Source organism: Paraburkholderia sp. BR14374 (assembly GCF_040948685.1).
Classification (GTDB): domain Bacteria; phylum Pseudomonadota; class Gammaproteobacteria; order Burkholderiales; family Burkholderiaceae; genus Paraburkholderia; species Paraburkholderia youngii.
Genome location: NZ_JBFPKF010000016.1, coordinates 68,206 through 87,834 on the forward strand (window position 1 = coordinate 68,206; position 19,629 = coordinate 87,834).

General features: G+C 64.8%; 19 protein-coding genes and 1 pseudogene. 13 read left to right on the forward strand and 7 right to left on the reverse strand.

The annotated features are described in order from the left end of the window. The first annotated feature begins 42 nt into the window (after nucleotides 1-42). Nucleotides 43-990 carry a phosphoribosyltransferase gene (locus AB3X86_RS28460; RefSeq protein WP_368598590.1) on the forward strand — a complete coding sequence of 316 codons (948 nt, stop codon included), beginning with the start codon at nucleotides 43-45 and terminating at the stop codon, nucleotides 988-990. Between the two features lie 15 nt (nucleotides 991-1,005). On the opposite strand, the gene AB3X86_RS28465 is transcribed toward AB3X86_RS28460, so the two are convergent. After that, entirely contained in the window at nucleotides 1,006-2,673 is a 1,668-nt protein-coding gene (locus AB3X86_RS28465; protein ID WP_368598591.1) for an ATP-binding domain-containing protein, read from the reverse strand. A 238-nt stretch (nucleotides 2,674-2,911) separates the two neighbouring features. On the opposite strand from AB3X86_RS28465, the gene AB3X86_RS28470 reads away from it, so the two are divergent. Both AB3X86_RS28470 and AB3X86_RS28475 read left to right on the forward strand, forming a co-directional pair. Continuing rightward, nucleotides 2,912-3,538: a glutathione S-transferase family protein gene (locus AB3X86_RS28470; protein ID WP_176123133.1), complete on the forward strand. Its 627-nt coding sequence runs from the start codon at nucleotides 2,912-2,914 to the stop codon at nucleotides 3,536-3,538. A gap of 116 nt (nucleotides 3,539-3,654) precedes the next feature. Continuing rightward, nucleotides 3,655-4,248 carry a Fur family transcriptional regulator gene (locus AB3X86_RS28475; RefSeq protein ID WP_368598592.1) on the forward strand — a complete coding sequence of 198 codons (594 nt, stop codon included), beginning with the start codon at nucleotides 3,655-3,657 and terminating at the stop codon, nucleotides 4,246-4,248. A gap of 157 nt (nucleotides 4,249-4,405) precedes the next feature. Here the strand turns inward: AB3X86_RS28475 and AB3X86_RS28480 are convergent, their stop codons facing one another. Further along, nucleotides 4,406-4,918, reverse strand: coding sequence for a response regulator (locus tag AB3X86_RS28480; RefSeq protein WP_368598593.1), 513 nt, complete (start codon nucleotides 4,916-4,918; stop codon nucleotides 4,406-4,408). Nucleotides 4,919-5,473: 555 nt separating this feature from the next. Here AB3X86_RS28480 and AB3X86_RS28485 point away from each other — a divergent pair. Beyond that, a complete protein-coding gene (locus tag AB3X86_RS28485) occupies nucleotides 5,474-6,205 on the forward strand; it encodes a ribonuclease activity regulator RraA (RefSeq protein ID WP_368598594.1) in 732 nt (243 codons plus the stop codon). Nucleotides 6,206-6,254: 49 nt separating this feature from the next. Here the strand turns inward: AB3X86_RS28485 and AB3X86_RS28490 are convergent, their stop codons facing one another. Then, nucleotides 6,255-7,025 (reverse strand): TetR/AcrR family transcriptional regulator, encoded by a 771-nt coding sequence (locus AB3X86_RS28490; RefSeq protein WP_368598595.1) that lies wholly within the window; start codon nucleotides 7,023-7,025, stop codon nucleotides 6,255-6,257. Nucleotides 7,026-7,142: 117 nt separating this feature from the next. On the opposite strand from AB3X86_RS28490, the gene AB3X86_RS28495 reads away from it, so the two are divergent. The 3 genes from AB3X86_RS28495 (at nucleotide 7,143) to AB3X86_RS28505 (ending at nucleotide 11,625) form a co-directional block, all read left to right on the forward strand. Then, nucleotides 7,143-8,684 (forward strand): MDR family MFS transporter, encoded by a 1,542-nt coding sequence (locus tag AB3X86_RS28495; protein ID WP_368598596.1) that lies wholly within the window; start codon nucleotides 7,143-7,145, stop codon nucleotides 8,682-8,684. Nucleotides 8,685-9,104: 420 nt separating this feature from the next. Continuing rightward, entirely contained in the window at nucleotides 9,105-10,295 is a 1,191-nt protein-coding gene (locus AB3X86_RS28500; RefSeq protein WP_368598597.1) for a hypothetical protein, read from the forward strand. Between the two features lie 256 nt (nucleotides 10,296-10,551). Then, nucleotides 10,552-11,625, forward strand: a complete 1,074-nt coding sequence (locus tag AB3X86_RS28505; protein ID WP_176105722.1) for a TAXI family TRAP transporter solute-binding subunit — start codon at nucleotides 10,552-10,554, stop codon at nucleotides 11,623-11,625. Nucleotides 11,626-11,668: 43 nt separating this feature from the next. Here AB3X86_RS28505 and AB3X86_RS28510 read toward each other — a convergent pair whose 3' ends face one another. Further along, nucleotides 11,669-13,108, reverse strand: a complete 1,440-nt coding sequence (locus AB3X86_RS28510) for a PLP-dependent aminotransferase family protein (protein ID WP_368598598.1) — start codon at nucleotides 13,106-13,108, stop codon at nucleotides 11,669-11,671. A 110-nt stretch (nucleotides 13,109-13,218) separates the two neighbouring features. On the opposite strand from AB3X86_RS28510, the gene AB3X86_RS28515 reads away from it, so the two are divergent. The 3 genes from AB3X86_RS28515 to AB3X86_RS28525 all read left to right on the forward strand — a co-directional run bounded on the left by AB3X86_RS28515 (nucleotide 13,219) and on the right by AB3X86_RS28525 (nucleotide 15,792). Further along, complete coding sequence (locus AB3X86_RS28515) at nucleotides 13,219-14,106, forward strand: DMT family transporter (RefSeq protein ID WP_176105720.1); 888 nt, start codon at nucleotides 13,219-13,221, stop codon at nucleotides 14,104-14,106. Between the two features lie 119 nt (nucleotides 14,107-14,225). Continuing rightward, entirely contained in the window at nucleotides 14,226-15,134 is a 909-nt protein-coding gene (gene sapR / locus AB3X86_RS28520; RefSeq protein ID WP_368598599.1) for a sap1 transcriptional regulator SapR, read from the forward strand. 76 nt (nucleotides 15,135-15,210) lie between these two features. Further along, nucleotides 15,211-15,792 (forward strand): N-acetyltransferase family protein, encoded by a 582-nt coding sequence (locus AB3X86_RS28525; protein ID WP_368598600.1) that lies wholly within the window; start codon nucleotides 15,211-15,213, stop codon nucleotides 15,790-15,792. A 50-nt stretch (nucleotides 15,793-15,842) separates the two neighbouring features. Here the strand turns inward: AB3X86_RS28525 and AB3X86_RS28530 are convergent, their stop codons facing one another. Beyond that, complete coding sequence (locus AB3X86_RS28530; RefSeq protein WP_368598601.1) at nucleotides 15,843-16,397, reverse strand: putative glycolipid-binding domain-containing protein; 555 nt, start codon at nucleotides 16,395-16,397, stop codon at nucleotides 15,843-15,845. A gap of 187 nt (nucleotides 16,398-16,584) precedes the next feature. Between AB3X86_RS28530 and AB3X86_RS28535 the strand changes: the two genes are divergently transcribed. From AB3X86_RS28535 to AB3X86_RS28545, 3 genes and pseudogenes are all read left to right on the forward strand, one after another. After that, nucleotides 16,585-17,457, forward strand: coding sequence for an urea transporter (locus AB3X86_RS28535; protein WP_368598656.1), 873 nt, complete (start codon nucleotides 16,585-16,587; stop codon nucleotides 17,455-17,457). Nucleotides 17,458-17,658: 201 nt separating this feature from the next. Then, a pseudogene (locus AB3X86_RS28540) lies at nucleotides 17,659-17,973 on the forward strand (class II aldolase/adducin family protein); the annotation flags it as partial. Nucleotides 17,974-18,122: 149 nt separating this feature from the next. Further along, complete coding sequence (locus AB3X86_RS28545) at nucleotides 18,123-18,326, forward strand: hypothetical protein (protein ID WP_368598602.1); 204 nt, start codon at nucleotides 18,123-18,125, stop codon at nucleotides 18,324-18,326. 101 nt (nucleotides 18,327-18,427) lie between these two features. Here the strand turns inward: AB3X86_RS28545 and AB3X86_RS28550 are convergent, their stop codons facing one another. Both AB3X86_RS28550 and AB3X86_RS28555 read right to left on the reverse strand, forming a co-directional pair. After that, complete coding sequence (locus AB3X86_RS28550; protein WP_368598603.1) at nucleotides 18,428-18,805, reverse strand: RidA family protein; 378 nt, start codon at nucleotides 18,803-18,805, stop codon at nucleotides 18,428-18,430. 237 nt (nucleotides 18,806-19,042) lie between these two features. Next, nucleotides 19,043-19,600, reverse strand: coding sequence for an isochorismatase family protein (locus tag AB3X86_RS28555; protein WP_368598604.1), 558 nt, complete (start codon nucleotides 19,598-19,600; stop codon nucleotides 19,043-19,045). Nucleotides 19,601-19,629: the final 29 nt, after the last annotated feature.

A 19,629-nucleotide genomic window follows, 5' to 3' on the forward strand; every position in this document is an offset into this window, starting at 1 on the left:
CATAATATCGCCAAAATGCGCTGACTCAAAAGCCCGATAGTCATGAACAAGCCGGTCTTGCCCCTGACGTACGAACAGCTCGATCACTGGATCGAATCGCTGCAACCCGAGTTGCTCGCCGAGCGTTTCACGATGGCGCTCGGCATTCTGCGCGGCGGCGCGCCGCTCGCGCTGATGGTGTCGCACGCGGTCGGCGCGCCGGTCGCGTTCCTGCGCTACGATCGCCAGACGCGCGCGGTCGCATGGGATTCGACGCTGCCGATCCCGGCCGCCGGCTCGAAAGTGCTGTTGTGCGAGGACATCGCCGGACGCGGTTTTACGCTCGCCGATTGCATCGCGTTCCTGCAGTCGCACGGGCTCGAAGTCAAAACGCTGACCGCCGCGGTCGATGAACTGAGCCGCGTGCAGCCCGACTACGCGATCGACGCGCGCGGCTACTTCGCCCTCTTTCCATGGGAGCGCCAGGCGTACACCGAGCGCTACCGCGACGACTGGGCACGCGTCGAAGCCGGCACCGCGCCGGCGATGGCCAACGACCACGAATACGCGGCTTACGCAATCGACCTCGACGGCATCCTGCTGCCCGACGTACCGCTCGCGCGCTACGACGAAGACCTTGCCGGCGCGCTCGCCGAGCGCGACGCGCTGCTGCCGTTCGAGGTGCTGCCCGGCATCGACCTGCAACACGTGCGCACGATCATCACGGGCCGCCCGGAGATGGATCGCGCGCGCACCGAAGCGTGGCTCGCGCGACACGGCTTCGCTCATCTGCAACTGGTGATGCGCGCGCCCGGCCTGCATGACGACAGCCCCTCCGGCGCGGCCGCGCACAAGGCAAGCGCGGCGCTGCGCTCGGGTGTCACGCACTTCGTCGAAAGCGATCCGGTGCAGGCGCTGCTGATCGCGCAGCAGGCGCCTTTGTTGCGCGTGATCTGGTGGGATGCGCTGACGCGCACGGGGATGCTGGTGAGCGCAAGGGCGTGGAGTTGAGCCGAGCTCAGCGCTCTACTTGTCCTTCCCCTCGCGCAACTGCAAATGACGCGCGGCCCGCTGCGACGCGACGACGATCAGCTTCATCGTCGCGCGCGTCGCGCCGACGAACAGCTTGCGCGCGACGCGTTCGTCGAACGCGTCGAAGTCGATCTCGGTGAAGATCACGCACGGCGCCGCCTGCCCCTTGAAGCGGTAGATCGATTCGAACAGCACGTCGCCGTCGCGATACTCCGGGTTGCCGAACAGATCGTATTTGCCGGTGAAGCTGCGCAGCCGATGCGGTCCGAGATGATCGAGCGCGCTCATCGCCGAACCGTCCCTGCCGCGGAACGACAGCACCACGATGTCCTGCTTGCGAAAGCCGAGCCCGAGCGCGTGGGTTATCGCGCGCTTGGTCGCGTCGATACTGCTTTCAGCGGCCTGCGCTTCGTCGTAGACCGACACCGAAACGTCTGAGCCGTCGAACGGACTGCCCGACGCGAGCGCCGCGGCAAGCGGCACCGACGAGCCGACCACATCGCGCAGATAGTCGAGGATGTCACGCGGACTGCGGTAATTGGTGGTTTCCTTCAGCGTGGCCCAGCCGGGTAACGACACCGGCTCGCGCATGTACAGATTCTGCAGCGGGTCTTCGAGCCACCACCACGCGCCGCCCGGCCGCAGCAGCCGCTCGAGCGAGGCAATCCACGACTGCTCGAAATCCTGCCCTTCATCGACGATCAGCACGTCGAACTGCCAGCGCGGCTCGATCGGCGTGTCGGCGAATCCAGCCTCCAGTTGATCGAATACCTGCGCGGACTGGAAATCGGGCGCGCGGCCCGCGTCGCGCATGATCCAGTCGCACAGCTGGTGATAGTTCGCGACCTTCGCCTCCGGCGGCGCGACCCGCGCAATGTGATCGGCGAGTGGCCGGTTGAAGCACACGTACAACGGCCGCTCGCCGCGCGCGACGGCGTCCTTCATCACCTGCACCGCGAGTTGCGTCTTGCCGGAGCCCGCCGTGCCGACCACGCGCAAACGGAACGGCGCGAATTCGAGCCGCCGGGCCCACGTGGCGAGTCCGCCCGACAGGCGCGTGACGAGCGTGCCCGCCTGGCCGACGAGCGCGCTCGTGTCGGGTGCCAGCGCGAGTTCGTCGGCGAGAAAGTGATGGATTTTCGATGCGCTGGGAAGGCGCGGCTCATCGGCCGGCAGCGCTTCGCGGATGATCGCCGCGAGCCGTTCGCGCCGCGTCGCGTCGACGATGCGCGCGGGATTCACGCCGGCGATCGCCGCATCCTTGACGATGTGATCGGGACAGTACGGCAGTTCCTCGATGAAATACGTGCCGGCGCCGAACGCCGCGGTAAAACGCCGGTGCAGACTCTCGATCGTATGCGCGAGCGCGATCGCGACGTTGCGCTCGGTCTGCAGATACAGCTTGACGAGCCCCTTCGGCGTTTCACGCAGAAAGCCGGTCTTCTGCTCGACGATCATCAGACGCCCGGCGGGACTCACGATCACGAAGTCGGCCTCGCCGAATACCGAGAAGTTCTGGTTCAGGCGAGTCCAATGCACGCCGTGATAGACGGTGTAATCGTCGGGCAGTGCATGTTCGAGCAGCGCGAGCGTTTCGCGTTCGCGCGCCGCCGCGCCGGTCGCTTCGAGGCTCTTCCAGTCGTCGGGAACAATGCGGGCCATGCGATGCCTTATTGGGTTTGGATGCGTGAGTCCACGCGTGTCGGCTCAGTGCGCGATTCGGGGTGCGGTCATTGTACGCAACGCGGTGGCGGGCGTCGCGTCCGCGAGGCTGGGTGCCGCCTCGCGCGCAGAGCGCCGTTCGGATGCCGCGCAAAGCTTCGCGCATCGTGTATCGTAACTGGCTGAACGCCGCGCGCGAGGCGCGGCTTGCCAACCGTAAGAGAAAAGGATTTACCGGATGATTACGATCTGGGGACGTACCAATTCAGTCAACGTCCAGAAAGTTTTGTGGTGCTGCGACGAACTCGTACTGCCATTCGACCGCATCGACGCGGGCCTGCAATTCGGCCGCAACAACGAACCCGACTATCTCGCGATGAACCCGACCGGCAAGATCCCGACGCTGGTCGACGACGACTTCGTGCTGTGGGAATCCAACTCGATCCTGCGCTATCTGGCGATGCAATACGGCGAATCGAGCCTGCTGTATCCGGCCGAGCCGAAACTGCGCGCGAGCATCGACCGCTGGCTGGACTGGTCGCTGTCGACGCTGCAGCCGGTGGAACGTCCTGTTTTCTGGTCGCTCGTGCGCACGCCGGAGGCCGAGCGCGACGCTGCCAAACTCGCCGCCGACGTGAAAGCGGTCACCGTGCTGTGGCGCCTGCTCGACACACATCTGCAGGGCCGCTTCTTTCTCGAAGGCGAAAAGTTCACGCTCGCCGATATCGTGATCGGCGCGTACGCGAAGCGCTGGTTCGGCCTCGACGGTTTGCAGCGGCCGCCGCTGCCGAGTCTGGAGCGCTGGTATTCGCGTCTGACGACGCGCACCGGCTTCAAGAAGTACGTGGATTTTCCGTTGACCTGAACGGCCGGTTCGTTGGCGACTTCGTAAGCGCCGCCCGCGCGCCTGTGCCGCGCCTGTGCCGCGCCGATCCCCCGACCGGCGCGGCGACCCACCCCGCATGCCTCTATAATCGACGCATGAAAACCGCCAAGCCCGCCGCCAACCCCGCCGCAACCGGCCATCCGGTCACTCCCGCACCTGCCGCCTCCACCGCCGATGCGCACGAGCATCATGTGCATCACGACGTGCATCAGCCGTCGCAGGAAGCGGCTCTCGCACTGGCCGAGCAATATTGCCGCGAACGCGGCGAAAAACTCACGCCGATCCGGCGCAAGGTGCTCGAACTGCTGCTGAACTCGGGACGCGCGACCAAGGCCTATTCACTGCTCGACGAAATGCGCCAGATTCACCCGGGCTCGGCGCCGCCAACCGTCTATCGCGCGTTGGATTTTTTGCTGTCGGCGGGACTCGTGCATCGGATCGAGTCGATCAATGCGTTCACCGTCTGCCATGATCTGACGCAATGCCAGCACGGCATTCTCGTCGTATGCCAGCAATGCGGCAGCGTCACGGAGCTGCATCAACCGAAGCTGCGTCAGGCCCTGATCGCGCAGATCGAAGACGCGGGCTATCGGCTCGCGAGCGACGAAATCGAGTTGAAGGGCCTCTGTGCGGCCTGTCAGGCGGCCGCAATGGCTGGCGAAGCCGCGCCGGTGGCCGCGGCGAAATAGCGGCGCGCTACGCGTCAGGTGCGCAACGCGGTGTGATGCGCTGCGAAGCGTCGATGGCCGCGCGCTGTTCCGCGAAACGACGTCTTCCCACCGCGCGCCGGCCTGCTACTACTCGCTCTCCACGAAAGCCCGCTGCGAGCCCGCTACGAAGCGGCGATCACCCCGCCGCGCGGGCGTCGATCGCGTCGCGCAGCAACGTCACGAGCGCTTCGGGCAACGCGGGTTTGGTCATGAAATGCTGGAAGCCTTCGCCGATGCTCCGCAGGCGATATGCGTCGTCGGTATGGCCGGTCAGCGCCACCGCCACCGCGGGTGAATGGCCGCCGCAAATCTCGTGATCGCGTAGCCGCTGGATCAGATAGAAGCCATCCATGGTCGGCAAGTCGAGGTCGCAAACGACCGCGTCGGGAAGCAACTCCATCGCCGCCACGACACCCTCTTCCGCATCGGCGACCGCGCATACCTTCGCGCCTTCCGCCTCGAGTAGCAAGGTCAACGATTCCCGGCTGTCGGGGTCGTCCTCTACCAGCACGATCGTGGCCTGATCGAGCCTCAATGCTGCATTCATCGTATGTTGTTGCTCTGGAAAACCGGTTAGGCCATCGGAAGTGGCCAATGTTTCAGTCTGCTGATTGCCGCCGATTTGCGCGGCCGATGTGTTGCTGTCCATGGTTCCGACTCGATTTCGCACGCCGAGTTGCAGACAGGTCCGCGATTGTAAAACATTGCTGAGCACCTTCCCGAGTACAACGCGTGCGCACGGTAACGCGCCAAAATTGCACGTCGATGAAAAAACGGCGCTCGACGCATGCCGCGATTTAGCTGCTGAGTGTCCGCAGTTTTTCCGCGGCTCGCCGATTGCCGGCACCCGATGTTCCGGCGCGGTTCGCATGAACCCCGTTCGTACGGCCTTCTCCGCCCGGTCTCGATTCCGTCCTTCGTATTGTTTGCGCGACGCGGCGCTGTCGTTCGTGTTGCGCCGCTCGCATCCGACGACTCTGCAAGCATGTCGCGTGCCTCCACGCAGGGGTTCGCGTCACGTGAAGAGGGGCCGGGTCGCGCGTGTCGATGACACAAAGATGAATTGGCGCTTACCCGCTAACCGTTGGCGCCGCGGCGCTATCATCGTGGGCGCGCATGCGCGGCATGCTTCGGTTCGCGGCCGTCCGCACGCGTCTATCGATGTCCACTCTCCACTCATCCTAACCCGAGGCCACCCGACACCATGTCCGCCACATCGTCCGCGCTTTGCACCGCGACGCTCGAGATCCTTCGTCACGTCAGCACCGCCACGCTGACCACGCAGCTATTCAAGCGCGGTCTGCGCAATACCTTCATGCAGGGCGTCGCACCGCTCGGTCCGCGCCGCGGCGCGAATCTGGTTGGGCCGGCGTTCACGCTGCGCAATATCCCGTCGCGCGAAGACATCGACGTGCTGGAGCTATTCGCGGACCCTGAGTACGCGCAACGCAAATGCGTCGAGACCATTCCGCCGGGCCATGTGCTCGTGCAGGATTGCCGCGGCGAGCGCGGCAGCGCGTCGTTCGGTTCGATTCTGTCGCTGCGTTTGCAGGTGCGCGGCGTGGCCGGCATGGTGTCCGACGGGCCGGTGCGCGACAGCGCGACGATCGCCGCGCTCGACATGCCGGTGTTTTGCGCCGGCGCGAGCGCGCCGCCCAATCTGATCCGCCATCACGCCGTCGACATCAACGTGCCGATCGGCTGTGGCGGCGTCGCGGTGTTTCCGGGCGACGTGATCGTCGGCGATGGGGATGGGGTCGTCGTGATTCCGCTGAAGATGGCCGACGACGTCGCGCAAGCCGCGAACGAGCAGGAACGGCTCGAAGCGTTTCTGACCGAAAGGATTCGTGCCGGCGCCGCGCTACCCGGCACCTATCCGCCGAACGACGAGACGAAGGCGGCGTTCGACGAGTGGAAGAAAAACCGCAAAATCTAGGGGCCTTTTCAAACGACACGGCGACCGGTGCACCACACCGGCCGCCGGTTCAAGCGCCCTTGGCGGGCCCGATGCCCTGCACCAGCAACGCCACCGCATGTCGTGCGATCTCCGCGCCGCCGATATTGCGGCGCAACGGATCATTACGCCACAGCTTCGAGGTGGCGAGCGGCAGAATCGTCATGCCGAGCAGCGTGACGAATACGAGCGCGGGTTCGAGCGATGCATTCAGGCGCCCCTCCTTCTGCCAACGCGCGATCGCCAGCAGCAACTCCTTCTGATGTGCGAAGCCGAAACGCTCATGCATGCGCTGGCGCAGCAGACCGCCGTCGCTGATCACTTCGCGAATCCATAGCGACGCGAACCACGGGTTATCGCTCGCGATCTGCACGAGCTGCTCGGTGAACTGCGTGATCGCCGCGACCGGATCGTCGGGATTTTCCTGGAAGGGCAGGCCGAGGCTTGCGCGCAACGGCGCGAAACACTCGTCGATCAGCACATCGAGCAGTTGATCGCGTGTCTTGAAGTAGTAGTGCACCATCGCGGGTGTGAAGCCGGCCTCGCGGGCGATCTCACCGAGCGATGTCTCGACGATGCCCTGCCTTGCGAACAACGTCAGCGCAGCTTCGAGCAAGCGCGCACGTTGCTCTGGGCCGCGCGCGGCGCCCGTCGGCCGGCCGGGGCGGCGGGCGGGCGACCCGGTTGGCGCGCCGCTTGTGAGATTCGCGGTTTGCGTATCCGCTTGCGTCGCCTCGAGTTTGGGCTTCGACGCGCCACGCTTTTTCGCGGCAATTCGCGCGGGTGGCCCCGCATCTGTCACGACGTGGTCCGCCGCGGCGTCATCAGACGAGATCCTTGTCATTGCATTGAATTTGACGTGAGAGGCGATGTCGCCTATATTAATCGTTCAGTTAATTAATTTCAACGCGTTGCCGCCATGGAACAACCCGCTACGACCCTGTCCGTCGACTCCGCGCCCGAGGAACCCCGCCAGGCCTCGGCCGCAGACGCAGCCGATCATCCGCCGATCCGGCTGCTGTTTCCGGCGCTGCTGCTGGTCATGCTGCTCGCCGCGCTCGACCAGACGATCGTGTCGACCGCGCTGCCCACCATCGTCGGCGATCTGGGCGGGCTCAATAACCTGTCGTGGGTCGTGACCGCCTACCTGCTCAGCTCGACGATCGTCGTGCCGCTGTACGGCAAGTTCGGCGACCTGTTCGGCCGCAAGATCGTGCTGCAGACGGCGATCGTCATCTTTCTCGTCGGCTCGGCGCTGTGTGGCATCGCGCAAAACATGAGTCAGCTGATCGTGCTGCGCGCGCTGCAAGGCCTCGGCGGCGGCGGCCTGCTCGTCGTGACGATGGCGGCGATCGCGGACGTGATTCCGCCCGCTGAGCGCGGCCGCTATCAGGGCGTGTTCGGCGGCATCTTCGGTCTCGCCACCGTCATCGGTCCGTTGCTCGGCGGCTTTCTGGTCGAGCATCTGACCTGGCGTTGGATCTTCTACATCAACCTGCCGCTCGGCATCCTGTCGCTGATCGTGATCGGCGCGGTGTTCAAGCCGCACGTGCGCCACGTCAAGCACACGATCGACTACATGGGCGCCGCTTTTCTCGCCGGCGCGCTGACCTGCATCATCCTGTTCACGAGCCAGGGCGGCACGATCCTGCCGTGGACCTCGCCACAACTGTGGTTCACGCTCGGCATGGGCCTCGTAGCGATCTGGGGCTTCATTCACGAAGAGCGCAGCGCGGTCGAGCCGATCATGCCGCTCGGACTGTTCAAGCAGCGCACGTTTCTGATCAGCAGCCTCGTGAGCTTCATCATCGGTGTATCGCTGTTCGGCTCCGTTACGTTCATTCCGCTCTATCTGCAGGTCGTGAAGGGCTCCACGCCGTCGCAAGCCGGCATGCAGATGCTGCCGATGATGGGCGGCCTGTTCATTCTGTCGATGGTGACGGGCCGTCTGATCAGCAAGATCGGCAAGTATCGGCTGTTCCCGATCATTGGCACGTTCCTCGTCTCCGTGGCGATGCTGCTGCTCGCGCGCCTGCAGATCGATACGCCGATTCATGTGATGTATCTGTACATGGGCCTGCTCGGCTGTGGCCTCGGCATGGTGATGCAGGTGCTGGTCCTCGCGGTCCAGAACACCGTCGAGTTCAAGCATATGGGGGTGGCGACGTCGGGCGTCACGCTGTTTCGCTCGATCGGCGGCTCGATCGGCGTGGCCGGTTTCGGTGCGGTGTTTTCGAACGGACTCGCCGCACGCCTCGAAAAGCTGATCCCGCCCGATACCGAACTTCCGCAGGCCCTGGGTCCCGCCGCGATTCATCAGCTACCCGAAGCATTGCGCAATGACTATCTGCATGCGTTCGCTGGCGCGTTGCATACCGTGTATCTGTCGGCCGCATGCGTCGTGGTGCTCGCCTTCGCGCTGGCATGGCTGCTGAAGGATCATCCGTTGCGCAGGCACTGAGCGTTCTTCTGCGCCTGATCCGGATGCTGATGCAAACGCTTACCGTCAAGCATCCAACAGCCGGGCGATCACGAGGCCGCACGCGCAGCGCGTCGGCCTCGTTGTTTTTTTGTCGCGCTCACTAAATGGGGTGCGCCCGTGCATTTGTCGTGAAACAACAGACACATACATTCGTTTTTGAGCGTATCGGCAAAGTTTCTTCATACCTCCGAATGAGCGGTAGCGCACACAATCCAGGGGCCTACCGCGTTGACGTCCCCCGTGAAACATCACATATTGGAAACCGTGGAAACGCAGGCGCGGCCTACGTCTCCGCGACCTCCGGCGCATGTGGATCGTGATTCCGCGGACAAGGCTCCTGCCTCAACACGATCCGGAGCATGCCTTTACGGCATCGTTTTCCAAAGGTGGGTCCACGGCATGTCCACCCAGACAGCAACCGGCCAAAGTTTCCCCACGCCCTGCAAACGCTGCGGCGGCGCACTGTACCGACAAGTCGACGCCTGCCCCTACTGTGGCGCTGCGCATCCGTTCGAGCAAGACGATCCGCACATCCGCACCGGTATTCCAGGCAGCCGCGCGAGCGCCACGCACAAGCCGCTGCCCCGCTTCGACGACGAGTTCGGCACACGGGATGAGCCCGTCATCGCCTCGGCCGCGATGGCGTCCGAATCTCTGTTGCAGAGCGAGCCGATCATGCACACGGCGCTCGTGTCGGCCGACACCGCCATCCCACCTTACGAAGATCCGATGTACGCGCCGCGCAACACTGCGCAGACGATCTGGCGCGTGCTATACGTGATCGGCGCGGTCATCGCGATCGGCCTGGCGTATATCGCTTATATGTTATTCAGCGACGGTGGCGAATCGGAAGATAAGGGCGTCGAGCAGATCACTCAGGATGTACGGACAACGACGACCGGCATGATCGCGCCGCTTGCGTCCGCGCCGGTGATGGCTCAAGCACAGACCGCGCACCCGCCGGCCGCGGCCAGGCCTGCGCCTCCGCCCGTGAGCGAACTGGCGGCGAAACCCGCGCCCGTCGTGCCCGCGGTTCCCGTCATTCCAGCGACACCGGCTGCGCCGCCTGTCATGCCGCCGCTGGCCACGACGCCCGTGCGGCCCGCGACGCCATTCCACGACGCCGCACAGGCGTTGCAGGTCGCGAGGACCGCGTTCCGCGCCAACGACCTGTCCGCCGCGCAGGCCGCTCTCGTTGCCGCGCAAACGTTACAACCGGGAAACAGCGATGCGCAGGTTCTGGCCGATCAGATGCGGCCGCTCGTCCAGCGTCGCGATACCGCGCTGCAGGCCGCGCAGGTCTGCGTCGCGCAGCAGTCGTGGCCGTGCGCGCGTCAGCACGCGAACGAGGCGCTCGCGATCGACAGCAGCAACGACGCGGCGAAAGTGATCCTCGAGCGCGTGATTCGCGAGACCGGCTGGGCGCCGCTGACTCCGCCGCATGCGGCAACGGACGCCGCACCGGGCGCGCCGCTCGCGCAGGCGCAATTGCAGGTACCGCTGCCCGCCGGCATGCTGGAGCACGGCACGCTTGCCGCGACGGCAACGAACGCCGGCGTCGTAGGAACCGCGACGCCGCGGAGCAACTAGCGCTCAAGCGCGACGCAACCCTCCGCTCAGGATCGCGGAGACGCGAACGACTCCGCCGTCGCGCAAAAACATTGCTTCGCATACCAGATCGAATGGCCGCCGTCTGTGCCGATTCCCACATAATCATTCGCCCTCTGAGCGGCAACAGACGGAGCGGCCCTGACAGCAGTTTGAACATGACATGGCAACCGGATCACTGGTGCTTCCACGCGCCACGCGTGAAGCGGGATCAACCTGACCGATAGGTAGAATGACCATGCTGAAGAGACTTCTCGCGGGCTGGCTGGGGCTGGTGGTACTGGTCGTGTGTTCGCTGGCCGGCGCGGAACCGGCCCACTACAAGATCGTCACCGGGCCTGAGCGCGGCACTTATATCCAGATCGGCAACGACCTGTCGAAATGGGTGGCCCAGCCGGTCGGCATCGACCTCGAAGTGGTGGCGTCGAAAGGCTCGGCCGAGAACGTGCAGCGCATGCGTTTCGAGCCCGGCGTGAAGCTCGCGCTCGTGCAGTCCGACGTGTACCAGGCGTTCATCGACATGGCCAACACGGGCAATCCCGATGCGGGCACGACGATCCGGCCGTTGCGACTGATCATGCCGCTCTACGACGAGGAAATTAACGTCGTCGTGCGGGCGGATTCGCCGCTGAAAACGCTTGCCGACATCAAGGACAAGACCATCAGCGTCGGCCTGCTGGGCAGCGGCACCGCGCAGTCGGCGACGACGCTCTACCGCCTTATGTTCGGCCAGCCGATTCCCGAGCAGAACGTCGTGCATCTGAGCAACGAGGACGCGCTGGCCGCGCTGATCGTGAAGAAAATCGACGTCGCGATCATCGTGGTCGGGCAACCCGCGAATCTATTCACCAGCATGAAGCCCGACCTGCTGTCACAACTGCGTCTGCTGCCCGCCGATCCCAACGCGCCGGAGACGAACCGCGCAAAGCAGACCTACTTTCCGACGACGATCCGTCAGAGCAGCTATCCAGGCTGGCTGAAGGAAGACGTGCCGGGCCTCACGGTCAAAGCGTTTCTGGTCACCTACGACTATGGCTTGCGCGACACCGTCAGCAATCTGAATCATTTCGCCGACTCGTTGTGCGCGAACTTCGACAATCTGCAGGAGCACGGCCATCCGAAATGGAAACAGGTGAAGCTCGAATTGCCGACGCTCGTACGCGGGTGGAAGTACTACGGTCCGGTCGAGAAGCACCTGCGCGCGTGTCTCGCGAACCGCACCGCGGCGATGAGCGCGGCGGCCGCGCAACCCGCGCCGAAACCGCACACGCCCTGCTCGGAACAGGAGCGGATGCTTCTGCTGTGCAAATAACGCCGTAGCTAGGACCGCGCGCGCCTGATTCGATTAGTTCGTTTCAGACGCGCTCGCGCCCTGCGTCGGCCGACACCGCGCACGCATCCATCGCCCGTTGCAACGCCTCGTACACCTTCGGGCGATTGCATTGCGACACGTTGAAACGCAGAAAGCCCGCCGCCGCTTGCGACGCGCTGAACACGTTGCCCGGCGCGAGCACGACGCCCGCCGTCAACGCATGACGGGCGATGTCGGCGGCATCGAGCGCCTCGGGCAAGCGCGCCCACACGAACAGGCCCGCGCGCGGCCGTGTCCAGATATCGAGGCCCCCATAGCCGAGTCGCCTGATGGTCTCTCCCATCGCATCGGCCAGCTTCGCGCGCATCGCCTCGAGATGACGCCGATAGGTACCGTCGACCAGCATCCGATGCACGACGCTCGCGGCGAGTTGGCCGTTGCCGAACGACGTCGCGAGCTTCAGATCGATCAGCGGTTCGACCCATTCGGCTCGCGCGGCGATATAGCCGCAGCGCACCGCCGCCGACAGCGTCTTCGAAAAACTGCCGATCGACACGACTCGAGAGAGTCCGTCGAACGCGGCGAGTCGCGGCGCAGGTTCGTCTTCGAAGTCCGCGAAGATGTCGTCCTCGACGATCAGCAGATCGTGCTCCCCAGCGAGCTTCAGCAGCCTGTGCGCGACGGCCGGCGCGAGCGTCGCGCCGGTCGGATTGTGGATCGCCGAGTTGGTCACGTAGAGCCGCGGACGCTGCTCGACCAGAACGCGCTCGAACGCCGCGAGATCCGGTCCCTGCGGCGTGTACGGCACGCTCGCAATCCGCACGCGATGCGCGCGCAGCAGCGCCTGAAAATTGAAGTAGCACGGATCGTCGATCAACACCGTATCGCCCGGTTCGAGCAGGAAGCGGCACACGAGATCGAGCGCATGGGTGCCGCCGTCGGTCAGCAGGATCTGCTCGGGCGGCGCATCGACGCCGTGCGCGGAGAGCCGCCACGCAAGCTGCTGACGCAGCGCCGGCAAGCCGGCCGGGCTCGCGTAGTCGGCGAGCAGTGACTGCGGATCACGGGCGACCGCACGCAGCGCGCGCCGCACCCCGTCTTCCGGCAGCCACGAAGCCGGCATCCAGCCGCAGCCTGGCTTCAGCGCTTTCGAGCCGGTCTCCAGCGACTGCCGCGTGAGCCACAGCGGATCGACCTCGCGATCGAGCCGGGGGCCGAGATCGGCGAGCGCCAGCGGCGGCGCATGGCCCGACACGAAGAACCCTGAGCCGCGCCGCGCGACGATCACCCCTTCCGCGACGAGACGGTCGTAGGCTTCCACCACGGTCGACTTCGACACGCCGAGCGTGTCGGTCATCGCGCGAATCGACGGGACGCGCGCGCCCGGCATCAGCGAGCGGCTCGCGATGCGCTCGCGCAGATTGTCCATCACGAGGCCGACGCGCGTGCCCGGCACCGTCTCGTTGCTGTCGCTTCCCGCCATCTGTACTGCTCCATGTTCGGTACAGTTTGTGCGAATTGTACTGATCTGTAGCTTAACGTTTATGGCGGCGGCGCGCATCATGTGACTCTTTGAGCGCAGGGATGTACGCAATGGACAAGACCACCAACGGCTGGCTCAGCGGTTTCGCAGGCGTGCTGATTTTCAGTGGTTCGCTGCCGGCCACGCGGCTTGCCGTGCAGGGGCTCGATCCGGTGTTTCTGACCGTGGCGCGCGCGACGATCGCGGGCGTTCTCGGTCTTCTATTGTTGCTGGTGTTCCGCGAGACGCGCCCACAGCGCCGCGATCTGCTGCCGCTCGTGGTGGTCGCGCTCGGCGTCGTGGTCGGTTTTCCGTTGCTGACCGCGCTGGCGCTGCGGCATGTGAGCGCTGCGCATGCGGTCGTGTTCATCGGTTTGCTGCCGCTCGCCACCGCGATCTTCGGCGTGCTGCGCGGCGGCGAGCGGCCGCAGCCGGCGTTCTGGCTGTTCTCGGCGCTCGGCAGCGCGGCGGTGGCCGCGTTCGCGTTGCGGCACGGCATCAGCGCGTCGCCGCTCGGCGACGCGCTGATGCTCGCGGCGATCATCGTGTGCGGGCTGGGCTACGCGGAAGGCGCGCGGCTGTCGCGTCACCTCGGCGGCTGGCAGGTGATTTCGTGGGCGCTCGTGCTGTCGCTGCCATTGATGCTGCCGCTCGCCTGGTGGACGCGCCCCGTGTCGTTCGACGGTGTCGGCGCCGCCGCGCTGTGGGGACTCGCGTATGTGTCGCTGTTCAGCATGCTGATCGGCTTCGTGTTCTGGTACCGCGGACTCGCGCTCGGCGGTATCGCGGCGGTCGGTCAACTACAGTTGCTGCAGCCGTTTTTCGGGCTTCTGCTCGCCGGCGTGCTGCTGCACGAACAGGTCCCGCCGTCGATGATCATCGTCACCGTGATCGTGGTCGCCTGCGTGGCGGGCGCTCGGCATTTTTCGCGCGCGGCGCCGGCGCGGCGGGCGGCCTGACGCGGCTCGACCAGCGCACGGCGAACCGTCTTTTTTCAGGATCGAATCGCGCGAGTCGTGGGTCGATATGTCATCATTTCGCAGATTGGCACAACCAGCGCCTTGCGCCGCGACTGACGATGACGACCGCTTTTGCCCAAACCGTCGAAGCCCGTTTTGCCGAACTCACGCCGACATCGAAACGCGTCGCCAGCTACATGCTCGCGAACCTCGACCGGCTCGGCCTCGAGACCGCCGACCAGATCGCGCAGCAAGCCGGCACCAGCGGCATTTCGGTCGGCCGCTTCCTGCGCAGCGTCGGCTATCGCAATCTCGACGATCTGAAACGCGAGCTGCGCGGCACGCAGCAGCGGCCCTGGCTGATTACGGACCGGCTCGACGCGTTCCGCCGTGGCCCAAGCGACAGCACGCAAACCCGTGAGCCGCATGAACCGGGCGTCGCTGACGGCGCTTCGCCGCGCGACGCGGCGCTCGCCCAATCGCTCGAGCTCGAGATCGGCGCGATCCAGCACATATACGAACTCGCGCGCTCGCCGGCCTTCGCGCGCGTCGCCGAGCGCATCGCGAACGCCGATGCGGTATATATCCTCGGCATCCAGTCGACGCGCGGTATCAGCAACGCGTTTTACAGCTACCTCGAATACATCCGCCCGCGCGTGTTCTATTCGGATGGCATGTCGGGTTCCTACGTCGATTCGTTGAACTCGGAGTTCAGCACGCCGTATCTGATCGTCACCGACACGCGCGCCTATTCGACGATCGCGCGACGCTATTGCCAGGCGGCCTCGCAACGCGGTCTGCCGTTAGCGCTCGTCACCGATATCTACTGTCCGTGGGCGCGCGATTTCGACGGCGACCTGCTGCAGGTGAAGACCGACGTCGGTCAGTTCTGGGATTCGCTCGCGCCGCTGACGTGCCTGTTCAACCTGCTGATCTCGGCGGTCGTCGAACGGCGCGGGCCGGCTATCGACGAACGCGTGGCGCGCAATCGCGAGTTGCAGAGCGAGTTCGACCAATTCGATCTTTGACCCGCTTCAAATCCGCGCCGGCCACAGGCATAGTGAAGGCTTCCACCAAACTGAGCCTGCCACGACCGGACCACGCATGAGTTCACCCCGCCCTCCGCTCGACGCCCCGCTGATCCGCGACGCCACCGAAGCTGACCTCCCCGCGATCCAGGCGATCTATGCGCATCACGTGCTGACCGGTGTCGCGTCGTTCGAAGAAACCCCGCCGTCCGTCGACGACTTGCGCGCGCGGCTCGCAAGCGTGCGCAGCCACGGACTGCCGTATATGGTCGCGGAGATCGACGGCGAGGTCGCCGGCTATTGCTATGCGACGCCGTATCGCCCGCGCGCCGCCTATCGCAACACGATCGAAGACTCGATCTACGTGAACGACGCATATCGCGGACGCGGCATCGGACGCTTGCTGCTGCAGGCGCTGATCGATCGTTGCGAGACCGGACCGTGGCGTCAGATGATCGCGGTGATCGCCGATGGCGGCAGCGGCGGCTCGCTCTCATTGCATACGCAGCTCGGCTTCGAGCTGACCGGCACGTTGAAGGCGGTCGGCTACAAGCACGGCCGCTGGCTCGATACGACACTGATGCAACGCACGCTCGGCCGCGGCGCATCGACCGGGCCCGACGACGTTTCAAACGCGGCAGGCGGCACGCACGGGTAGGCCGCCGCGCGCACGGCGCGGCGTAGCAACCGCGACGCCGAAGACTAAACCTAACGCGCGCGCGGCAAACGCGCGAACAAGGTCGGATAGTCGATCACGAGGCCATCGCTATCCACGCGCATATTGGCGGTGAACTCGCGAAAAATGCCTTCGTAGCGGTACTCGCCATTCAACTCGATGCACGTGTATGCCTGCTCGGCGCGCGTAACCTGCAAGTCCGGCGTCGAGATGTACGCGACTTCGATCGGTTGACGTTCGCCCTCGGCCAGTTTCAGCCGGCGGATCGGCAACGTATTGGTGTACGGCGTCGCGGCGATATCGATATCGATGCAGCCCTCGATCGCACTCAGCGCGAGGCCGTGCCCGTCGTGCCAATGGCCTTCGCCATCGCCATGCAATTCCAGCTCGCCGCCGCCGACGATCTTCAGGTGCGCATAGCGCGTGCGCCAACGCGCGTCGCAGCGCACCGTGTAATGCAGCCCGTACGCCTTGCCATAGCGCTGCCCGATCACGACGCTTTCCACGGCGAAGCCGTCGTCGCGCGCATCGAATACCAGATGTTCGATGCCGTCGCCCTCTTCCGAGGCCCATCGTAATTCACGCATCGGCGTCTCCTCGCGAAACGGCGCAGTGGGCGCGCCGGCCTTTCATCGTAGCGCGAAAGTGCGCGCGCGAGTCAATCCCGACCCAGGCGCTTACGGCCGGCAAATAGCCAGTATCAACGCGCGAGATGCCTGAATGTTGGCCGCTCGACTATGCTCGCGGTTTGTCGTGACTCCGAACCCGCCGCCGATGCACGCCGCCGCGACCGAAGCCCCCTCTTCCTCGTTCAGCGCCCCGCTGCGCACGCTGCTGCGCAGTCTCGGCCAGATCGTGCTGCAATCGAACGCCGCGACCGGCGCGTGCATGCTCGGCGCGTGGCTGGTGAGCGAGCCGCGTCTCGTGTGCGCCGCGCTGCTCGGCGCGATCGCGGCCAACGTCAGCGCGATGCTCGCCGGTTCGGCCGACGCCGACTTGGTTGCTGGCCTGCCCGGCTTCAACGGCGCGCTCGCGGGCCTCGCCGCGTTCAGCTTCATCGGCGATCCGGCGCGCGCGTCGGCCGTCGCGATTCTTGCGGCGACGTCCACCGCATGGCTGCTGCGACCGTGGTCGCGCTGGTTGCGTGTGCGTGGGCTCGGTTATCTGTCGAGTCCGTGCCTGATCGTCACGTGGCTATGGTTGCCGCTGATCGCGAGCCGTTCCTTGTCGGCGGGTCCCGACGCCGCTCATCCGCTCGACGCGATGCGGTTCGTCAGCGGCGTGCTCGCGGGCGTTGCGCAGACCGGCTTCGCGTCGGGCGCGCCAGCGGGCGTGCTGGTGCTGCTCGGGATTGCCGCCGCCTCGCGCAAACACGCGCTCTATGCGCTGGGCGGCGCGACATTGGCGAGCGCGGCACACCTGTTGCTCGGCGCGAGCGTTGCTTCATTCGACGCCGGCCTGTGGGGGTTCAACGGTGCGCTGACCGCGCTCGCGCTAGCCGACTCGGGCTACGCAGCGAGGCTCGGCGGCATCGCGATGTCGGTGCTGTTGCAAGCGGCCGCGCTGCATTGCGGTTGGCTTACGATGACCGCGCCGTTCGTGCTCGCAACGTGGACCATCCAGTCGCTCGGGCGCCGCAGCGCGTAACGCAAGAATGGGTCGTGCGCTGTCGCCAACGGCGCGGCATTGTGCGGTAGCATCCCAAGCCGGTTCCCGCGTCGCGCGGCCTCCCATTCAGCAACCTTCTTGCCTTGGCGATCAATCGCATGGCGCTGGAGTCAGTGCTGAAACACTCACTCCGGCCGACAGGAGATAGATATGTGATTCGCCCACTCACCCGCCGGCCGCATCGCGGAGTCCGGTCCGCTGTCGGAAGCGGAACAGCAAACCCGCATCGATCTGGCCGCCGCCTATCGACTCGCCGCGCTCAACGGCTGGGACGATCTGATCTACACACATATTTCCGCGAGCGTGCCCGGCGAACCGGGCCACTTCCTGATCAATCCGTTCAGCCTCGCGTTCGATGAGGTATGCGCGTCGAATCTCGTGAAAATCGACATTGCGGGCAATATCGTCGGCGCCAGCGAACATCCGGTGAACGCTACCGGCTTCGCGCTGCACGCGGCCGTGCATGCCGCGCGCGACGACGCGTTCTGTGTGATGTCGTGTCGACTATAAATAACTCTAAAAACGCGCTGAAAGCATTGCTTGGCTTATGTTTGCGGCAGTTCGACCGTATTCCGGTGCGCCGCGACGTTCGCGCGGAAATCGCCTGTGGTAGTCGACCGAGTTGAACGTCGGAGGGCCGCGCCATGTGCTACCAGAAACCCGTTGAACTGCTGGAAAATCTGCTCGAAACGGTGCCGCTTGAACCGAACGATCGCGGCCATACCGCGATGGATGACTTTGAGCACTTCTGCGCCTACACGGACTGCTGCGAGGAACTGATGGGCCCGCAGGCGTTCGCGTGGGCGAAACTCGCCTACACCGACGCCAAGACAACCGCATCGTGCTAGCAACCCGGGCCGACGACCACCGCCGCAAGTCGACCCGCAGCCGCCACTCGCTCGAAGCAAAAGCGGACTTTGAAGGTTGCGCATGATCCGCCATGCGGAGTTCAGGGCTTAAATGCGATCGCCTCGATTTCTATCTTGGTGCCGACCATGTTCGTCGCCTGTAGGGTGGAACGTGACGGCTTGTGCCCGGGGAAGAATTCTGCATAGACGCGATTGAATTCATCGAAGTCGCGGGTGTCTTCAAGCCAGACGGTGGTTTTCACGATGTCCTCAAGTGTGCAACCCGCAAGCGCCAGTACATGCGCGACGTTCTTCAATGTCTGGCGCGCCTGCGCCTCTATCCCGCCATCGACGATGCTGCCGTCTTCCTTTCTGGCCACCTGACCGGATACAAACACCAGGCCGCCGGCTTTTGTCGCGAGCGAGCGCGGCAGGTTTCGGGTAACGGGATTGCTCTCTGCAAAGTATTCAATCGTCATTCGACTCCCCTTTCACCGGTGCGGCCCCTGCGATGCCGATGCTCACGGAGCACATCGCGAAAAAGTACCGCTGCCGAATCTGTAGCCCACGTTCGGCGGTCAAAGCCATCCCAATGACTTGCACGTCAATTGTCGACGATCTATACGTTGACGTCGACCGTCCCTTCCTGGCCGATCAGCGCCTGAAGTGACAGGCTGGTTCTGGCCCGGAGTGCCGAGCGTCTACGCGACGCTTCATCACGTCCGTTGGAGCTCCGTTTCCAGAACGTCCGCTAGGCCAAGGACTCTGACTCGTCTGCCTGACATCGACGAATTCGCCCCAACGAAGTTCTGATGCTCGACGATCTTGTCTGCGGTGAGATGCGGCTTGTCATGGGTCGTGTGAAGGTCGGACACTATCATGGTGCGCAGGCCAAGTAGTTCCGCCCGGCGAGCCGTGGCGTTCACACAAAACTCCGATGCATACCCGCACAGCATCACGCTGTCGATATCCTTTTCCCTGAGTTGCTCGGCAAGCGAAGTGTTTTGAAACGAATCGCCGACAGTTTTGAAGATAGTCACGTCATTCTGCTCGCGAACCAGGCTGGCGGGTAACTGCCACGCGTCGCTGCCGTGCGCCAGTGGCCCGTTCGCATCGCTCTCGTGCTGCACAAAAAACACCGGGGCATTCTTGCTGCGCGCCGCTCCCGTGACTCGATTGATGCCATCGATGACGTCGTTGGCACGATACGCGGCCGCCTGGCCGCTGAAAAACTTTTGCTGCACGTCGATTACGATGACGGCGATCCGGGACATGAAAGCCTCGCAGTTGATTGGGAATCGGG